A 14,918-nucleotide genomic window follows, 5' to 3' on the forward strand; every position below is an offset into this window, starting at 1 on the left:
CGTGGCCCTTCCCGCTCCTGCCCTGCGCTCGCCTGTCCGTCCCGGACCCGAGGCACGCGCGCTGGTCGACCGCCACACGGCACTCGTCACGCAGGTGCGCGCCGTCGTCGACCACCTGGACGGTGTCGCGATGGCGGTCACGTCGTGGGTGCGCGCCGACGAGCGGCGGCGGGCGCGCGAAGAGCTCTCCCACGTCCCCGTGGGACGACTCGGCGTGACGACGGACCGCAACCTGCGGCTCACCGCCGTCCAGACCGCGGGGTACACGACCGCGGCAGACCTCCTCGGCGTCGACGCGGCGACGCTCGACGCGATCCCCGGCGTCGGCGAGGCGACCGCCCGGGGCGTCGTGGCCGCCGTCGACCAGCTCGCCAAGGCCGCCGTCACGCTGCGCCCCCTGCGCATCACGCTCGACCGGGCCGGCCTGCCCGAACCCCGAGAGGCTCGCGACCTGCTCGCACTCCTCCGGAGGTTCCAGCGGGTGTCCCCGCTCGTCACGCCCCACCGACAGCTGCTCGACGACTACCTCCGCTTTGCCGGGCAGGCGACGCACGACGCCGCACCTGCGCGGCACGCGGCGCGCATGCTCCTCACGCTGCCCCGCACCCGCCGCCGCACCCACGCCGCTCTCGCGCAGCTGCACGACTGGGACCAGCTCCTCGTCGCCCACGACCTGCCCGGCATCGTCGCCCGGGCAGAGGCTGAGATCGCGGTGCCCGACCCGCACGGGATCGCGCTCGCAGACGAGTACGCCCGACGCTCCGCGGAGTACTACACAGCCCTCCAGAGGATCGTGCCGCACGCGGCGGGCGCCCTGGCGACGCGAGGCCTCCTGCCCGCCGACCTCGTCGCCCGCGTCGACGCGCACCCGCTCGACACCACGCTGCTGAAGGTCTCGCTGCGCGGCTACCAGGAGTTCGGGGCACGCTTCACGCTCGAGCAGGGGCGCGTCCTGCTCGGCGACGAGATGGGCCTCGGCAAGACCGTGCAGGCGCTCGCCACGATCGCCCATCTCGCCGCCGACGGCCACCGACGCTTCCTCGTCGTGTGCCCCGCGTCGCTGCTCGCGAACTGGGAGCACGAGGTGCGCGGACGTTCCGCTCTCGCCGTGCACCGCATCCACGGGTCGGGCCGCGCCGATGCGCTCGCGGCGTGGGAACGCGACGGTGGTGTCGGCCTCACGACGTTCGAGGGGCTCGCGCACGTGCCGCTCGACCCGCTCGCTCATCCCACACCTGACCTCTCGGGGACGCCCGCGGCCCCTGCCGACCTCGCGCGCGTCGGGCTGCTCGTGGTCGACGAGGCGCAGCAGGTGAAGAACCCGAAGGCCGCACGGTCGAGGCTCGTCGCCGCGTGGGCACAGCGGTGCGCGCGAGTCCTGCTCATGTCGGGCACGCCCATGGACAACCGCCTCGAGGACTTCCTCGCGCTCGTCGAGCTGCTGCACCCGGGCCTGTCGGAGCCGATGCCTCGTCACCTCGGTCTCGTCGGGCCTGAGGCCTTCCGCAGCGCCGTCGCCCACGTGTACCTGCGACGCAACCAGTCGGACGTCCTCGTCGAGCTCCCCGGCGTGGTGGCGTCCGACGACTGGGTCGAGCTCCGGGCGCCCGAGGAGACGCACTATCGCGCCGCCGTCGCGAGCGGCAACCTCATGGCGATGCGCCAGGCAGCGTGGCACGCCCCGGGCGGCACCGACGCTCCCCCGGCCAAGCTCGACCGCCTGCTCGAGCTCGTCGACGAGGCTCTCGACGAAGGCCACTCCGTCCTGGTCTTCTCCTACTTCCGCGCGACCCTCGACCTCGTCGCTCAGGCCCTCGCCGAGCGTGGCGCTACCGTCCACGGGCCGCTCACCGGGGACGTGCCGGTCGCGCGCCGGGGCGAGCTCGTCGACGCGTTCACGGCCGACGACGCCGCCGTGCTCGTCGCGCAGATCTCCGTCGGCGGCGCGGGCCTCAACCTCCAGGTGGCGAGCGTCGTCGTGCTGTGCGAGCCGCAGCTCACGCCGAGCCTCGAGGACCAGGCGGTCGCCCGCGCCCACCGCATGGGTCAGGTGCGCCCCGTGCGCGTCCACCGACTGCTCGGCGCTGACGGCGTCGACGAGCGCATCGTCGAGATCCTCGAGGGCAAGCGCGAGGTCTTCGACGACTACGTCCGCGTGTCCTCCCTCGCGCAGGCGGCGGTCGGCTCGGTCGACGCCGCCCGCGGAGATCTCGCCCGTGAGGTCGTCGCGGCCGAGCAGGCCCGCCTCGGCTACGGACCGTGGTGGGACGAGCTCGACAGCGCCGCACCAGACGAGCTCCCCGCACCGGGCTGACCGCCGTCGGACGCAGCGAGAGCCGCACCCCACAGGGGTGCGGCTCTCGGGGGCGGGACCGACAGGCTCAGAGGTTGAACCCCAGGGCGCGGAGCTGGTCCTTGCCGTCGTCCGTGATCTTCTCCGGGCCCCACGGCGGCATCCAGATCCAGTTGACCCGGTAGCCGTCGGTGATGCCCTCGAGGGCCTGGCCGGTCTGGTCCTCGATGACGTCGGTCAGCGGGCAGGCCGCGGACGTGAGCGTCATGTCGATGATGGCCGTGTTGTTCTGGTCGACGGTGATGCCGTACACGAGCCCGAGGTCGACGACGTTGATGCCGAGCTCCGGGTCGATGACGTCACGCATCGCCTCCTCGACGTCCGCCGCGGTCGGCGCCTGGTGGGTGGTCATGAGATCTCCTGGGAGTCGGGAGCAGGGTTCGAGGTGGTGGTGTGCGGGGCCGACGCCGTCGCGGCGATGGTCGCCGAGGCGTCGCGGCCGAGCGTGTCGGTGCGCACGAGGGCGTCGCGCAGCGCCGCCCAGCCGAGCAGGGCGCACTTGATGCGCGCCGGGTAGCGGGAGACGCCCGTGAACGCCGAGGCATCACCCAGGAGGTCCTCCGCCGTGTCGTCGTCGAGCCCCTTGCCTCGCGTCCCCATGAGGTCGCGGAAGAGGTCGCCGAGCTGCTCGGCCTGCTGGACCGAGCCGCCCTCGACGAGCTCGGTCATCACGGAGAGCGACGCCTGGGAGATCGAGCACCCCTGGCCCTCCCAGGTGACCGAGCCGAGCGTGAGCGCGCCGTCGTCGGCAGCGTCGACGGTCACGCGGAGCGTGACCTCGTCACCGCACGTCGGGTTGATCTGGTGCGACTCGCCGCACGCGCGCCCCGGGGCGGCGTCGACGAGGCCGCGCCCGTGGGGCGTCTTCGCGTGGTCGAGGATGACCTGCTGGTAGAGCTGTTCCATCGCGTTCGTTGACACGTCTGACCCTCCTAGGACAGTCCGAAGAACGTCCGGACCCTCGCGAGTGATTCCCGGAAGGCGGCGACCTCCTCGGAGGTCGTGTAGACCGACGCCGACGCGCGCGCGGTCGCGGCGACACCGAAGCGGCGGTGCAGGGGCTGCGCGCAGTGGTGGCCGACGCGCACGGCGATGCCGTCGTCGTCGAGCACCTGGCCGACGTCGTGCGCATGCACGCCGTCGACGACGAACGACACGACGGCGAGGCGGTCGTTCACGTCCGTCGGTCCGATCACCCGCACACCGGGGATGTGGCGGATCTCGAGCAGCTCTGCGGCGAGCGCGCGCTCGTGGGCGAGCACGCCCTCCATCCCGAGCTCGCGCAGGTAGTCGGCAGCGGCACCCATCGCGACCGCCTGGGCGACCGGCTGCGTGCCGGCCTCGAAGCGCTGCGGCGGCGGCGCGTACGTCGTCTCCGTCATCGTCACGACCTCGACCATCGACCCGCCCGTGGTGACGGGGGGCATCGCGGCGAGCAGCTCGCGGCGACCGTAGAGCGCGCCGACCCCGGTCGGGCCGAGCATCTTGTGCGCCGAGAACGCGGCGAAGTCGACCCCGAGCGCATGCAGGTCGACCGGCATGTACGGGACCGACTGGCACGCGTCGAGGACGACGACCGCGCCGACGGCGTGCGCGCGCGCGACGAGCGGTGCCACGGGCGTGATCGCGCCCGTCACGTTCGACACGTGCGTGAACGCGACGATGCGGGTGCGTTCCCCGATGACGTCGTCGGCCTGGTCCACCCGGACGCGACCGTCGTCGTCCACCTCGAGCCAGCGCAGCACCGCCCCCGTGCGGGCGGCGAGCTCCTGCCACGGCACGAGGTTCGCGTGGTGCTCCGCCTCGGTCACGACGATCTCGTCGCCCGGGGCGAGCACGAAGCGTGCCGCCTCGACTCCACCGCGCCCCGCGGTCGCGTTCGAGAAGGCGTACGCGACGAGGTTGATCGCGGCGGTCGCGCCCGAGGTCCACACGATCTCGTCGTCGTCCGCGCCGACCAGCGCGGCGACCTTCGAGCGTGCCTGCTCGAACGCCTCGGTGGCCTCTTCCGCGAGCTGGTGCGCACCGCGGTGCACAGCGGCGTTGCGCTGCAGGTAGAAGTCCTGCTCGGCGTCGAGCACCGGGTCGGGCTTCTGGGACGTGGCGCCCGAGTCGAGGTACACGAGCGGTCGCCCGTCGCGCAGCGTCCGGGCGAGCAACGGGAAGTCCGCGCGCACCGCCGCCAGCTCGGTCTCGGTCAGCATGTCAGGCACCGCCTTGGTCGTCGTCCACCGTCCCGTGCGGGACGGCGGTGCAGCGTGGGTCGTGCTGCGTCGCCCGGGCCGGTCCGGACGGGCCGGGCCGGGCCGGGCGACGCGTACAGATTTCGGTCAGGCCTTGGCCAGGAAGCGGTCGTAGCCCTCGTTCTCGAGACGCTCGGCGAGCTCGGGGCCACCCTCCTCCGCGATGCGACCGTCGACGAAGACGTGCACGAAGTCCGGCTTGATGTAGCGCAGGATGCGCGTGTAGTGCGTGATCAGCAGCGTGCCGACCTCACCGCTCGCGATGACACGGTTGACACCCTCGGACACGACACGCAGGGCGTCGACGTCGAGGCCAGAGTCGGTCTCGTCGAGGATCGCGACCTTCGGCTTGAGAAGCTCCATCTGAAGGATCTCGTGGCGCTTCTTCTCGCCGCCGGAGAATCCCTCGTTGACGGACCGCTCGGCGAACGAGTCGTCCATGCGCAGGTTCGCCATCGCAGACTTCATGTCCTTGACCCAATGGCGCAGCGCCGGAGCCTGACCGTCGATCGCGGTCTTCGCCGTGCGCAGGAAGTTCGACACCGAGACGCCGGGGACCTCGACCGGGTACTGCATGGCGAGGAACATGCCCGCCCGGGCACGCTCGTCGACGCTCATCGCGAGGACGTCCTCGCCGTCGAGCGTCACGGTGCCGCCCGTGATCGTGTACTTCGGGTGCCCGGCGAGCGAGTACGCCAGGGTGGACTTGCCGGAGCCGTTCGGGCCCATGATGGCGTGGACCTCACCGGCGTTGATCGTCAGGTCGACGCCGCGCAGGATCTGCTTGGCGCCTTCCTTCGTCTCGACGCTGACGTGCAGGTCGCGGATCTCCAGGGTGGACATTGTTCTCCTCGGAAGCTGTTTCAGACGGTGGTGTCGACGTCGACGAGGACGTCGTCACCGTCGAGGGTCAGGGGGTACACGGGGATGGGGCGCACGGCGGGCGGCGAGTCGGGCTGGCCGGTCCGCAGGTCGAAGCGGGAGCCGTGGAGCCAGCACTCGATGAGGCAGCCCTCGACCTCCCCCTCGGAGAGCGAGACGGCGCCGTGCGAGCAGATGTCGGACACGGCGTGCAGCTCGCCGTCGGAGTCGCGGACGACGGCGACCTCGACGAGGCGCCCCTCGTCGTTCTCGAGCTCGACCCGGAACGTCCCCTCGACGGGGACGTCCTGGGCCAGGCAGGCGACCTGAGCGGTCATGCCTGCTCGCTCGCCCCGGTCAGGACGGACATGGACTTCTCGAGCTCGGCCTCGATCGAGGCCACGAGACGCTCCTCGACCTCGGGCACGCCGATCTCCTGGATGAGCTCGGTGAAGAAGCCCCGCACGACGAGCCGGCGCGCGTCGATCTCGGGGATGCCGCGGGCCTGCAGGTAGAACAGCTGCTCGTCGTCGAAGCGCCCGGTCGCGCTCGCGTGACCGGCCCCCTCGATCTCGCCGGTCTCGATCTCGAGGTTCGGCACGGAGTCGGCGCGGGCGCCGTCGCTCAGGACGAGGTTGCGGTTGAGCTCGTACGTGTCGGTCCCGCTCGCGGCCGCCTGGATCAGCACGTCGCCGACCCAGACCGCGTGCGCGCCCTCACCCTGGAGCGCGCCCTTGTAGGTCACGCGGGAGCGGCAGTTCGGCACGCTGTGGTCGACGAAGAGGCGGTGCTCCTGGTGCTGGTCCGAGTCCGCGAAGTAGAGGCCGAGCATCTCGACCTCGCCGCCCTCGGCCTCGAACTCCGCGTCGGGGGTGATGCGGACGACGTCGCCGCCGAACGTGACGACGACGTGCTTGAGCTTGGCGTCGCGGCCGAGCCGCGCGCGGTGCGAGCTCGCGTGCACGGCACCGGCGGACCAGTCCTGGACGGAGACGACCGTGAGGTGCGCGCCGTCGCCGACCTCGATCTCGACGGTCTCGGTGAGGAGGGCGTCACCCGTGTGGTCGATGACGACGACGGCCTCGGCGTGGTGCTCGGCGCGCACGAGGAGGTGCGTCGCCGTCGCCTCGTCGCCCTTGCCCTCGATGCCCTCGACGCGGATGGACGTCGCACCCGTGGTGACCGTCTCGGCGGGGATCGTGACGACCGTGGCCTCCTGGACGGCGTTCCAGGCGACGACGGCGGAGCGGTCGCCCGGGCGGCCGGCGCGGCCGAGCCGCTCGTCGTCGCGCCCGACGATCTCGACAGAGACGTCGGAGGGGGCGACGACGGTCGTGCGGACGCCGTGTCCGGCGATCTCGTGGTCGAAGAGCGGCGCGAGGCGGGGGACGGGCGAGAACCGCCACTCCTCCTCGCGGCCCGTGGGCACGGGGATCGCCGCGAGGTCGAAGGAGGTGACGCGCTCAGCGCGCGAGCCCTGCGGGACGACCGCGCCGTGCGAGTGGGCGCCGTCGAGCCCTGCCTGGCTGTGGTCGGTGCTCAGCGTCTCGGGAGTTGCGGTGGTCATCAGCCGACGGACCCTTCCATCTGGAGTTCGATGAGGCGGTTGAGCTCGAGGGCGTACTCCATCGGCAGCTCACGCGCGATGGGCTCGACGAACCCGCGCACGATCATGGCCATGGCCTCGGTCTCGGCCATGCCTCGGGACATGAGGTAGAAGAGCTGGTCCTCGCTGACGCGGGAGACGGTCGCCTCGTGGCCCATCGAGACGTCGTCCTCGCGGACGTCGACGTACGGGTAGGTGTCGGAGCGCGAGATCTGGTCGACGAGGAGGGCGTCGCACAGGACGTTGGACGCCGAGTGCTCGGCCCCTTCGAGGACCTGGACGAGGCCGCGGTACGACGTGCGTCCGCCGCCGCGGGCGACGGACTTCGACACGATCGACGACGACGTGCGCGGCGCGGCGTGCACCATCTTGGCGCCCGCGTCCTGGTGCTGGCCCTCGCCGGCGAACGCGATCGACAGGGTCTCGCCGCGGGCGTGCTCGCCCATGAGGTAGATCGCCGGGTACTTCATGGTGACCTTGGAGCCGATGTTGCCGTCGACCCACTCCATCGTCGCACCCTCGGCGGCCGTGGCTCGCTTCGTGACGAGGTTGTACACGTTGTTCGACCAGTTCTGGATCGTCGTGTACCGCACGCGGGCGTTCTTCTTGACGATGATCTCGACGACGGCCGAGTGCAGCGAGTCCGACTGGTAGATCGGCGCGGTGCAGCCCTCGACGTAGTGCACGTACGAGCCCTCGTCGGCGATGATCAGCGTCCGCTCGAACTGGCCCATGTTCTCCGTGTTGATGCGGAAGTAGGCCTGCAGCGGGATCTCGACGTGGACGCCCGGCGGGACGTAGACGAAGGAGCCGCCCGACCACACGGCGGTGTTGAGGGCCGCGAACTTGTTGTCGCCCGACGGGATGACGGACCCGAAGTACTGCTCGAAGATCTCGGGGTACTCGCGCAGGCCCGTGTCGGTGTCGACGAAGATGACGCCCTGCTCCTCGAGGTCCTCGCGGATCTGGTGGTACACGACCTCGGACTCGTACTGGGCAGCGACACCGGCGACGAGGCGCTGCTTCTCGGCCTCGGGGATGCCGAGGCGGTCGTACGTGTTCTTGATGTCCTCGGGCAGGTCCTCCCAGCTGGTGGCCTGCTTCTCGGTGGAGCGGACGAAGTACTTGATGTCGTCGAAGTGGATGCCGGACAGGTCGGCGCCCCAGTTCGGCATCGGCTTCTTCTCGAACAGGCGCAGCGCCTTCAGGCGGGTCTTGAGCATCCACTCGGGCTCGTTCTTGAGCGCCGAGATGTTGCGCACGACGTCCTCGTCCAGTCCGCGGCGCGCCGTGGCGCCGGCAGCGTCGCTGTCGTGCCAGCCGTAGCCGTACGAGCCGATCGAGGCGATGATCTCGTCGTCGGTCGAGGGCGCCTGGACGACGTTCTCGGTTGGTGCGGTCATGGTGATCCTTCCGCAGACCGGCTGTGGGGCCGGTGGTGGGTCGAGGTCGGGTGGTCGTGCTGTTCGGCGGGCGACGGCGGTGGCGGGTGAGGCTGCCACGCCCCGACCGGGATGTTCGTCGTGCAGACGTGGCCGCCGCCGGCCAGCGTCGCGAGTCTCTGGACGTGCGTGCCGAGCATCCGCGAGAAGAGGCGGGTCTCGGCGTCGCACAGCTGCGGGAACCGGGCTGCGACGTGCGCGACGGGGCAGTGGCCCTGGCAGAGCTGGACCATCGTGGTTCCCGCAACGGGGCGCACGCTGGGCGCGAAGCCGTCCTCGTGGAGTGCCGCCGCGAGCTGGTCGACGCGACCTTGGACGTCGTCGGCGGTCATGTGCCGCGCGTAGCGCGCGGCCGTCTCGTCGAGCCGGTCCTGAGCGAAGGCCTCGACGCCGTCCGTCCCCACCGCGCGGGCGAGGTACTCGAGCGCCTGGAGGGCGATCTCCGGGTATCCGGCGGAGAGCGCACCCTGCGCCGCGACGGTCGCGACGTACCGGCGCGCGGGCCTCCCGCGAAGCCCGGTGTGACCTGACTCGTGCACGGCGACGAGCTGCTCGCCCTCGAGCCCGGACAGGTGGCGGCGGATCGCTGCCGACGTGAGGTCGAGGCGCTCGGCGAGCTCGGCCGCACTGATGGGGCCGTCGGACATGATCAGCTCGAGCACCCGGTCCCGGGTGCTCGGGTCGGCGACGGGGTGGGCTGGATCGACGTGCGTCAACTGCCACCTCCTGAGGACGTCCGGTCGGCGCGCCTCCGGCAGCGGGGACGCCAGCACGCCAGCGGCGCGCATATACCGAACATTGTCGTTGCATAAATGTGCCGCTGCAAGGAAGGTGAACCTCAGTAGGACCAACGTCACTGCCTGCTCGCACCCAGGCATGGCCCCCGCGTCGCGCCACGACGGGCACGACCGCCGCACACCCTCGCCCCCCCTGTGCGACACGCCACACGACGACGAAGGGCCCGAGGCTCATGCCTCGGGCCCTTCGTCGTCGTGTCAGCTCAGGAGCGGACCGGCAGGTAGGCCGTCGCGTGGACCATGTTGTGGTCCGAGCCTCGCGCACTGTCCGTGCGTGCCATCTCGTTGACGTGGTTCGTGAAGTCGCCGACGCCCTGACCGAGGATGTAGTCGAGACGCACCCCGAAGCCCTGGTCGTACTTCTTGACCGTCGTGTACCAGTCGTTGAGCGTCGAGAACTCCGCGTTCTTCTTCTTCGTCGCCGTGAACGAGTCGCGGAAGCCGGCACCGACGAACGCGTCGTGCGGGGCGTTGCCCGCAGACTTGTTCTGGTACGAGTTGAGGTCACCCGTCACCAGGACGGGCAGCTTCTGGGTGTTGAGACGGCTCATCGTCGAGATGATCGACTGCGCCTGACGGCCACGCAGGGACTCGGCACCCTGGCGCGGGTCGAGGTGCGTCGAGACGAACCAGAACTCGCCGCCCGACTTGTTGTCACGGAACTTGGCATAGGCGAACTTCCGCTTGTCCTCGTTCGAGTCCGACGCGTTCGCCGCAAGGTTCGCCGTGCAGCTGCCCGAGTAGAAACCGCCCGCAGAGTCGTCAGGGCAGTCGCTCAGGAGGGTCAGGCGGTTCTTGTCGTAGAGGATCCGCTGGCCCTGGCTGCCGTACACCGAACGCGGCTTGACGTAAGGGCTCACGCGGACCATCGCGTAGTCCGCGCTGCTCCCGGCGTTCTTCGCGGCGCTGCGGACGGCCGCGAGGAGGGACTCGGTCTGCCGGGTCCGTCCGTCTGCGCTCACCTCTTCGGTGCTGGGCGAGACTTCCTGAAGGCCGACGACGCTCGCACCGGAGGCGACGATCGTGGACGCGACCTTGCCCTTGCGCTTCGACCAGGGCTTGCTGGGCTGGGAGTTGGCGCCGACGCGCGCCGACACGACGTTGTACGAGCCGACCTTGAGCGGGACCATCCCGGCGGTCGTGCCTGCCTGACGGGCGGGCTGCACGGCGTGGAGCGACGGGTAGAGCCGCATCTTGGTGCCAGCCGTGCCCTTGTTGAGCGCACGGAAGCGGTAGTAGAGGTGGTTGCCGCTCGCCGGGTGCAGGCCGAGCTTTGCCGTTACGGAGGCGGGGATGACGTACGACTTGCCCTTCGCCGGGATCGTGAGCCGCACGTGCTTGCGACCCTTCTTCGGCAGGTTCGACTTCTGGTCGTTGAACACCGTCGAGGCGAGCTCGAGACGGTAGTGCGTCGTGTACGTCGTCTTGTGCTTCCACGTGAGGCGGACCTCACCCGGCTTGGGGCCGGGCGTCGCCACGAGCGACGTGACGCGCTCGGGGATGTGCACCTTGGTCTTGACCTTCTTCGGGGCGGACCACGCGCCCTTGGCGCCGTTCTTGGCGACGGCACGCACACGGACCCGGTAGGTCGTCGCGTTCTTGAGACCCTCGACCGTCACCTCGAGCCGGCCACCGGCAGGCTTGCTGGTGGTGTTGGCGCGCACCGTCTTGACCCTGTCCTTCTTGAAGGCCTTGTCGGTCGCCACCTGGACCTCGTAGCGCTTGACGCCCTTCTGCCAGGTCCAGCCGACACGCACGTTGTGGTTCCGGCTGCCGCCCTTGGCGAGCTTGACACCCGTCACGCGCTTGGGCGTCTTGGCCTTCTTGGCCGCGACCACGGAGGTCGCGACAGGCGCGGACTGCGCGGTGGTCGCGGAGGCTGCGGGGATGACGGCTCCACCGACGAGGACCGAGAGCGCGACAGCACCGGCCAGGGCGGACCGGGAGAGGATCGAGGTGTTCTTCACACACCCACCATCGGTCATGCGGGGCTCTGGATGAAGCCTTTCGTGACCGACGACTCAGGCCCGGGGACGGGGCCCGAGCGCGACCAGCGCCTTCACCTCCGCGACGAACGCGTCGTGCGCCTCGTTGCCGTCGAAGTCGCCCAGGGTGTGGACGCGGACACGTTCCCGCTCGTCGTGCAGCGGGTCGGAGACGAGCAGCTGCTCGAGCGCGGTGTCGAGGTTGCTCAGGTCTCGCTCGATGACGTACGCGGCACGGGCGACCGAGAACTCGCGGACGAACTCGGCGCCCGAGCACGTCATCGCGACGAGCGCGAACGGCTTTCCTGACTGGAGGAAGTCCGAGGTGACCGACGAGACGTCGGAGACGAGCGCGTCGACGTCGTTGATGCAGTCCGCGACGGTCCGGTCCTTCTCGGCAGCCCGACCAAACGTGTGGGCCCTTCCCGACTCACGCGAGTCCGCCTCGAGCATCGCGCGGATCGCCTCGCACTGCTCCCGGTCGGAGGGGATGATCTCGCTCACCGGGTGCGGACGGAACGTGACCGTCGCGCCGCGCCGCAGCAGTGCGGCGACGATCTCGGTCCCGACCGGGAGCGACGTGTAGCGGTCGTACGTGTGCTTGCCGTACCAGGTCGGCGCGTACAGCACCCGCTGCTCGGCCACCTCGGACACGTGGCGGTCGGTCCTGACGATGTCAGCGATCTGCGGCCGTCCGACCAGCACGAAACGCTCTCGCGGGATCTCGACGCCGTGCTCGGCGTACCTCTCGACGCCCTTCTCGCCACAGACGAAGACCCGGTCGAACTCGCGATGCATCGGGTTGAAGTTCGCGGGCTTGTCCGAGTCGCCGTGGTTGAGGAAGACGTGCCGCATGTGGCGGTAGGCGAGGTAGGGGCGGTTCTCCTTCGCGTTGCGCAGGAACACCCCGAGCGTCAGGCTGCGCACCATCACGGCGTCGAGCAGTCCCCGGTCCGAGTCGTTCGCACAGATGACGGGCGCAGGCGTGAGCTTCGCGATGCTGCGGACGGTCGCCGCAGAGCGCGCGACCACGATGTAGGGCAGCCCAGCAGCACGGACGTGCGGCTCCCACATCGGGATCTGGTAGGAAGCGCTCGACTCGCCGCCGGTGTGCATGATCGCGATCTTGGGGGCAAGGTCCGCGAGGAAGGCGCGCAGCGCAGCGCGCTGCCGCGCGACGGGGATGATCCGCGCGAGCGTGATCACGGCGAGGACCGCGTGCCCGGCGAGGCCCGCCACCGCGAGCGCACCTGCGACGACCGGCGCGTCCACGAGCCCGGCGACAGCGGCGAGCGCGAGGGCCACGGCGCTCGCCGCGACGGCGAGCACCCACATACCCGGCTGCAGCCGGGCCGGCGCCTGTCCCATCGAGGGGATGTTGGCGACGCGCAGCGGCGCGATCCTGCCGAACGCCTTGAGCGGCGACTCGGCTGCGGCGGAGGCGACGAGGACGGCCGCCCACGTCCAGACGAGGGTCCCCGCGGCAGAGCCTGGGGTCGGGGCAGCCGCTGCCGCGAGGGCGACGACGACGACCGTGCGCGCCTGAAGGTCGCGCGCCAGGACGTCGGCCCCCTTCGCGCTGAGCGCCCGTCGCGCCGGGCCGGACGGCCGGGCGAGCATCTCCACGAGCACGAGCGTCGCGAGCGCCGCTCCCCCTGCGCGGAACGGCGTGCCGGGGGCGACCATCACGAGGACGAGGGCGACGACCGCGATCGTGACGCGCAGGAGGTCTCGAGCCTCCGCGCGTCGACGCACTGCCGCCAGGAGGGCGCGACCGCCCGTGTGCTGCGAAGTCATGCCCAGATCGTACCGATGTCGTCGCGCTGCGCCGGGCACCGGCTGGGACGGCGCCGCCCTCGTGGGCCGCGGGTCGACGGGGCACGCGACGTTCGTCCTAGACTCGGTGACCGTGCCCACCACCCCGGCCGTGCAGGTCACGGACCTCGTCAAGAAGTACGACGGCGTGACCGTCGTCGACTCGTTGAGCCTCACAGCGGCCGCAGGCAGCGTCACGGCCGTCCTGGGCCCGAACGGAGCCGGCAAGACGACGACGATCGAGTGCTGCGAGGGCCTGCGCGTCCCGGACGGCGGGACCGTCCGGGTGCTCGGGCTCGACCCCCGCGCGGACGCCGTGGAGCTGCGCCCTCGCGTGGGCGTCATGCTCCAGGACTCCGGTCTGCCCGCGCAGAAGCGCTCGGGCGAGGTCCTCCGCCACGTCGCCCGCATGCACCGCAACCCGTGGGACGTCGCCGACCTCGAGGAGCGTCTCGGCCTGGGGTCCTTCGCGACGACGACCGTGCGTCGTCTCTCCGGCGGCCAGCGGCAGCGTCTCGCGCTCGCGTGCGCGCTCGTCGGGCGTCCCGAGGTCGTCTTCCTGGACGAGCCGAGCGCCGGCATGGACCCGCAGAGCCGCCTCGCCGTGTGGGACCTCGTCCGCGCCCTGCGCGACGTCGGCACGTCGATCATCCTGACGACGCACCTCATGGACGAGGCGGCCGAGCTTGCGGACGACGTCGTCGTCGTCGACCACGGACGGGTCATCGCGCAGGGCACGCCCGCCGAGCTGACGACGGGCTCGGGCGACCAGGTCGCGACGTTCGAGACGGACGCGCCGCTCCCCCACGACGCGAGCGCTCGCCTGCACGACCGTCTGGGTGGTGACGCCGCGTGGACGGTCGAGTCGACCGAGGCGACGCGCCTGCGCGTCGCTGGTCCGCTCGATCCCGGCGCTCTCGCCGCGGTGCTCACCTGGTGCGCCGACGAGAACCTGCTCGTCACGAGGTTCGACCTCGGGCGCCGCACGCTCGAGGACTTCTTCCTCGACCTCACCGGAAGGACCATGCGATGAGCGCGACGACCCCGGGACCCGTCCCTGCCCCCGCGCCCGCTGCTGCTCCGGCGAGTGCACGGCTGCGCGCTCAGACGTCGTTCGAGATCGCGTCGATCTTCCGCAACGGCGAGCAGGTCCTAGTGACGCTGCTGCTCCCTCTCGTCGCGCTCGTGGTCCTCGGCGGGACGGGCGTCGTCGACATCGACCTGGGCGGGCGCGCGCGCATCGACGTGGTCACGCCGGGCGTGCTCGCGCTCTCCGTCATGGCTGCGGCCTTCACGTCGCAGGCGATCGCCACGTCGTTCGACCGGCGCGGGGGCGTGCTGCGTCTCATGGCGACGACCCCGCTCGGGCGGTTCGGGCTGCTCGGCGGCAAGGTCGCAGCGGTCCTCGTGCTCCAGGTCGTCCAGGCACTCGTCGTCGGCGGCGGTGCCGTCGTGCTCGGCTGGCGTCCCGGAGCGCCCGACGTCCTGGCGGCGCTCTTGGTCGGTGCTCTCGGGACGGCGGTGTTCACGTCGTTGGCGATGCTCATCGCGGGGACGCTCCGGTTCGAGGCTGTGCTCGCGCTGGCCAACCTCCTGCTCGTGGTCCTCACGCTCGTCGGCGGCGCGCTCGTCCCGACGTCGTCGTTCCCGGGCGTCGCCGGCGACATCGTCCGTCTCTTGCCCTCGGGTGCGCTCGGTGAGGCGATGCGCGGTGCGTTCGACGGCGGAGTCGCGCTGCGCGACGTCGCGGCGCTCGTCGCGTGGACCCTCGGGCTCGGCTGGGCGACCTCCCGCACGTTCCGCTGGAGCTGACGCG

At 71.2% G+C, this 14,918-nt stretch carries 13 protein-coding genes; 3 read left to right on the forward strand and 10 right to left on the reverse strand.

Going from position 1 to position 14,918, the window contains the following annotated elements; all coding sequences use genetic code 11:
* The first annotated feature begins 1 nt into the window (after position 1).
* Positions 2-2,314, forward strand: a complete 2,313-nt coding sequence (locus tag HF995_RS09580; RefSeq protein ID WP_168447532.1) for a DEAD/DEAH box helicase — start codon at positions 2-4, stop codon at positions 2,312-2,314.
* A gap of 67 nt (positions 2,315-2,381) precedes the next feature.
* Here the strand turns inward: HF995_RS09580 and HF995_RS09585 are convergent, their stop codons facing one another.
* The 10 genes from HF995_RS09585 to HF995_RS09630 all read right to left on the reverse strand — a co-directional run bounded on the left by HF995_RS09585 (position 2,382) and on the right by HF995_RS09630 (position 13,084).
* Positions 2,382-2,705: a metal-sulfur cluster assembly factor gene (locus HF995_RS09585; RefSeq protein ID WP_168447533.1), complete on the reverse strand. Its 324-nt coding sequence runs from the start codon at positions 2,703-2,705 to the stop codon at positions 2,382-2,384.
* On the reverse strand, positions 2,702-3,274 hold the full coding sequence (sufU, locus tag HF995_RS09590; protein WP_434060850.1) for a Fe-S cluster assembly sulfur transfer protein SufU: 573 nt from the start codon (positions 3,272-3,274) through the stop codon (positions 2,702-2,704). Before sufU ends, HF995_RS09585 begins: the two co-directional genes overlap by 4 nt.
* A gap of 11 nt (positions 3,275-3,285) precedes the next feature.
* Complete coding sequence (locus HF995_RS09595; protein WP_168447534.1) at positions 3,286-4,557, reverse strand: SufS family cysteine desulfurase; 1,272 nt, start codon at positions 4,555-4,557, stop codon at positions 3,286-3,288.
* Between the two features lie 126 nt (positions 4,558-4,683).
* Positions 4,684-5,439 carry a Fe-S cluster assembly ATPase SufC gene (gene sufC / locus HF995_RS09600; protein WP_168447535.1) on the reverse strand — a complete coding sequence of 252 codons (756 nt, stop codon included), beginning with the start codon at positions 5,437-5,439 and terminating at the stop codon, positions 4,684-4,686.
* A gap of 20 nt (positions 5,440-5,459) precedes the next feature.
* The gene (locus tag HF995_RS09605) at positions 5,460-5,795 is read right to left on the reverse strand and encodes a non-heme iron oxygenase ferredoxin subunit (protein ID WP_168447536.1); all 336 of its coding nucleotides are present in this window, start codon (positions 5,793-5,795) and stop codon (positions 5,460-5,462) included.
* Positions 5,792-7,024 (reverse strand): Fe-S cluster assembly protein SufD, encoded by a 1,233-nt coding sequence (gene sufD / locus HF995_RS09610; protein WP_168447537.1) that lies wholly within the window; start codon positions 7,022-7,024, stop codon positions 5,792-5,794. Before sufD ends, HF995_RS09605 begins: the two co-directional genes overlap by 4 nt.
* On the reverse strand, positions 7,024-8,466 hold the full coding sequence (gene sufB / locus HF995_RS09615) for a Fe-S cluster assembly protein SufB (protein ID WP_168447538.1): 1,443 nt from the start codon (positions 8,464-8,466) through the stop codon (positions 7,024-7,026). Before sufB ends, sufD begins: the two co-directional genes overlap by 1 nt.
* Positions 8,463-9,221, reverse strand: a complete 759-nt coding sequence (locus tag HF995_RS09620) for a helix-turn-helix transcriptional regulator (protein ID WP_286189426.1) — start codon at positions 9,219-9,221, stop codon at positions 8,463-8,465. The genes sufB and HF995_RS09620 overlap by 4 nt, the downstream gene beginning before the upstream one ends.
* A gap of 284 nt (positions 9,222-9,505) precedes the next feature.
* On the reverse strand, positions 9,506-11,269 hold the full coding sequence (locus HF995_RS09625) for a fibronectin type III domain-containing protein (protein ID WP_168447540.1): 1,764 nt from the start codon (positions 11,267-11,269) through the stop codon (positions 9,506-9,508).
* 54 nt (positions 11,270-11,323) lie between these two features.
* Complete coding sequence (locus HF995_RS09630) at positions 11,324-13,084, reverse strand: CDP-glycerol glycerophosphotransferase family protein (protein ID WP_168447541.1); 1,761 nt, start codon at positions 13,082-13,084, stop codon at positions 11,324-11,326.
* A 112-nt stretch (positions 13,085-13,196) separates the two neighbouring features.
* Between HF995_RS09630 and HF995_RS09635 the strand changes: the two genes are divergently transcribed.
* A complete protein-coding gene (locus tag HF995_RS09635) occupies positions 13,197-14,135 on the forward strand; it encodes an ABC transporter ATP-binding protein (RefSeq protein ID WP_350308824.1) in 939 nt (312 codons plus the stop codon).
* Entirely contained in the window at positions 14,132-14,914 is a 783-nt protein-coding gene (locus HF995_RS09640) for an ABC transporter permease (protein WP_168447543.1), read from the forward strand. The genes HF995_RS09635 and HF995_RS09640 overlap by 4 nt, the downstream gene beginning before the upstream one ends.
* The last annotated feature ends 4 nt before the right edge of the window (positions 14,915-14,918 follow it).

The organism is Sanguibacter hominis ATCC BAA-789, assembly GCF_012396185.1.
Classification (GTDB): domain Bacteria; phylum Actinomycetota; class Actinomycetes; order Actinomycetales; family Cellulomonadaceae; genus Flavimobilis; species Flavimobilis hominis.

What these genes read in the sequence shown, in the direction of transcription:
- HF995_RS09585 (WP_168447533.1), bottom strand. Translation starts at nt 2,705, where the DNA reads ATGACCACCCACCAGGCGCCGACCGCGGCGGACGTCGAGGAGGCGATG.
- HF995_RS09595 (WP_168447534.1), bottom strand. Translation starts at nt 4,557, where the DNA reads ATGCTGACCGAGACCGAGCTGGCGGCGGTGCGCGCGGACTTCCCGTTG.
- sufC (WP_168447535.1), bottom strand. Translation starts at nt 5,439, where the DNA reads ATGTCCACCCTGGAGATCCGCGACCTGCACGTCAGCGTCGAGACGAAG.
- HF995_RS09605 (WP_168447536.1), bottom strand. Translation starts at nt 5,795, where the DNA reads ATGACCGCTCAGGTCGCCTGCCTGGCCCAGGACGTCCCCGTCGAGGGG.
- sufD (WP_168447537.1), bottom strand. Translation starts at nt 7,024, where the DNA reads ATGACCACCGCAACTCCCGAGACGCTGAGCACCGACCACAGCCAGGCA.
- sufB (WP_168447538.1), bottom strand. Translation starts at nt 8,466, where the DNA reads ATGACCGCACCAACCGAGAACGTCGTCCAGGCGCCCTCGACCGACGAC.
- HF995_RS09630 (WP_168447541.1), bottom strand. Translation starts at nt 13,084, where the DNA reads ATGACTTCGCAGCACACGGGCGGTCGCGCCCTCCTGGCGGCAGTGCGT.
- HF995_RS09640 (WP_168447543.1), top strand. Translation starts at nt 14,132, where the DNA reads ATGAGCGCGACGACCCCGGGACCCGTCCCTGCCCCCGCGCCCGCTGCT.